Genomic DNA, 2,472 nt, shown 5'->3' with positions numbered 1-2,472 from the left:
GCACTACTGGGAGCTGGCCTCGGGCTTCGGCGTCTACGACCCCTCGGGTGCCGGCGCGTTCCGTGCCGACCTGAGAGACGCCCTGTACGGCCGATGAGCGTCTCCACGTTGATTTCCCGCGTTCGCCACGTCGCGGCGCAACGCTGATCCGTCCGCCCGCCACGTACGGGCAATCGTCCCACCCCCCACAGCAAAGAAGATCCCATGAACATCGACAACTCCCATCGCCTGGCCGCCCTCTCCACCCTGTTCCTCCTGCTTGCAGGCTGCGGCGGCGGCGGCACCCCCGTGCCGCCCACCGGCTCTGTGCCCGCGCCCTCGCCCGCCGTGCCGGTCACCATCAATGGGCAGGTCGTCGCGTCGTTCACCGCGGCCGACGGCAGCACCGACCAGGGGCGGACGGCCTCGGCATTCGCCTATGCCGAGAAGGCGGGTGACTTGCCGAGCGCACCGGTGCTGAGTGTCAGCAACAACCTCCTGAACGTCAGCAGCAGCTTCAGCAACACCGGCGGCAGCACCTTCGGCGGCGTGGGCATCGAAGTCCCGCTGCGCGATGCCGATCGCAACCAGGTTCAGTCCGGCGCGACCAAGGTGCAGTTCTCGCTGGCTTCGACCGGCACCAACAAGACGCTCAAGTTCAAGATCAAGGCGCTGGGCTCGACCCCCAACGGTTGCGTGCCGGCGGCCAGCGTGACCGTCACGGCCACCCAGACGAACTACGAGCTGGCGCTGACCGAGGCCAACTTCAAGCTGCCCGACTTCTGCACCGGCCCCACCGCCACCAACCCGGCGCTGGCCGGCACGCTGGCCAACATCGGGGCCATCGAGGTGTCGGACGAGGCCCTCCCGGCCACCGGTTCCGCCACCGTGGGGATCCACCTGGGCAGCATCGCCTTCGCGCCCAAGCCTGCCGCACCGGCAACGTCGGCCGTGTCGATCACGGGCCCGTTCTCGTTCGAGTACGGCACCGGCGCCACGGGGAACGCGCTTGCTGAAAGCGCCTCGGCGTACACGCTGACCGGCCATCGGACTTCCGCCACCGAGTCCTGGGCTGCCACCGTGGCCGTGCTGCCCCTGACCGCCACCAGCGACGTGTCCGGCTGGCCCGCGTTGAGCATCAACCTGGCCTCCACCAGCAACAGCCAGGTCGTGCTGATGCTGCAGTCGGCCGATGCCGTGGATGACGGCTGCTTCCCGAGCTACGTGGTCACCGGCCTGAGCGGCACCGCCGCCACGCGCGTGATCCCGTTCTCGTCGTTCAGCCTGGCCAACAACCCGGATGCCAACTGCGCCGCTGCGAGCGCCACGCGTCCTGACACCGCGCTGGCCCTGACCAGGCTCAAGCAGTTCCAGATCCGCGAGCTCAAGGGCAGCGCGGGCCTGGATGCGGTGTCCGTGGTCATCGGCAAGCCTGTCCTGCTGTCGGGTCAGTGATCGGCGCTGAGCCAACCAACAAGGAGATGACATGAAGTTCGGCCCCTTCCTCGCCCCTGCGGCGTGTGCCTTGCTGGGCGCATGTGCCCAGTTCCGGGCCGGCTCCCAAGCCGAGCCGKCTCCCAAGCCCCTGGTCGTGCCGCTCGCGTCGCAGGCCGCGGCGCCCAACGTGCAGGCCGACTCGGCCGATCGGTTGTGGGCGACGACGTTCAAGAACCCGTCACGCACGCCGGAGGGGGGGGTGATCACCAGCTTTGCCTTTTCCGAGAAGCAAGGCGATGCGCTGGTATCGCCGCCGGCCGTGCACGGCGATGTCCTCGCCGTGACCGGGCAATTCTTCGGCAAGGGCGCCAGCCAGTGGGGTGGTTTGGGGGTCAACATCGGCGCGCCGAGATCGATTCCGGTGAAAGCCGGCGACTACAGGTTCCTGACGATCCGGCTCAGCTCGGCAACCAGCACCCGCTTGCGCGTGCGGCTCGTCGGACCGGACGAGGCCACGCAGCGGCTCGGCTGCTACCCGATGGTGTGGCAAGCCGTGAAGCCCGAAGTGGCCGAGTACCGGATTGCGCTGGAGCGCTTCGCCCCCGAAGGCTATTGCGGCCCCAAGGGTGTCGCGCTCAAGCCCACGCTGGAGAGCCTGACCGGCATCGAAGTGGCCGAAGCCGCGGCGCCGATGCGTGACCGCACCGTGAGCTTCGGCGTGGGTGCCATCGGACTGGCTCGCTGAGTCGAGAGGGCAAGCCATGCGCCACCTGAACCACATCACTCTGCTCACCTGCGGGCTGGCCACCGCGTTGGCTGCGCCGGCCCTCGAGGCGACGGCCCAGGTGCCGGCCAACATGCCGAGCCCGGACAAGGCCGATGACCAGGCGAAGCGGCTGGCCGAGAACCCGTTCCGACGCATCCTCGAAGCAGGCCGGGTCGAGGTCAAGCTGCGCCGGGAGGCAGCCGAAGCGCCCGCCCACGCGGTCACGGCACCTCGGCGCGGCACCGCGGCGGCAGCGGCCACACCGAAGCCGCAGGTGCCCCGCGCGGCGC

3 protein-coding genes are annotated in these 2,472 nt (G+C 69.6%); all 3 read left to right on the top strand.

All coding sequences use genetic code 11. The features are described from left to right. The first annotated feature begins 204 nt into the window (after nt 1-204). On the top strand, nt 205-1,434 hold the full coding sequence (locus tag AC1D15_RS26870; protein ID WP_477828408.1) for a hypothetical protein: 1,230 nt from the start codon (nt 205-207) through the stop codon (nt 1,432-1,434). Between the two features lie 31 nt (nt 1,435-1,465). Beyond that, nucleotides 1,466-2,161 carry a hypothetical protein gene (locus tag AC1D15_RS26865; RefSeq protein WP_477828407.1) on the top strand — a complete coding sequence of 232 codons (696 nt, stop codon included), beginning with the start codon at nt 1,466-1,468 and terminating at the stop codon, nt 2,159-2,161. 16 nt (nt 2,162-2,177) lie between these two features. Next, nucleotides 2,178-2,472, top strand: a 295-nt coding sequence (locus tag AC1D15_RS26860; protein ID WP_477828406.1) for a hypothetical protein, incomplete at its 3' end; no start/stop codon positions are given.

This window comes from Rhizobacter sp. P2_H2 (assembly GCF_056403375.1).
The sequence above is the reverse complement of the archived record's forward strand: the minus strand, read 5'-3'. Positions and strand labels throughout refer to the sequence as shown.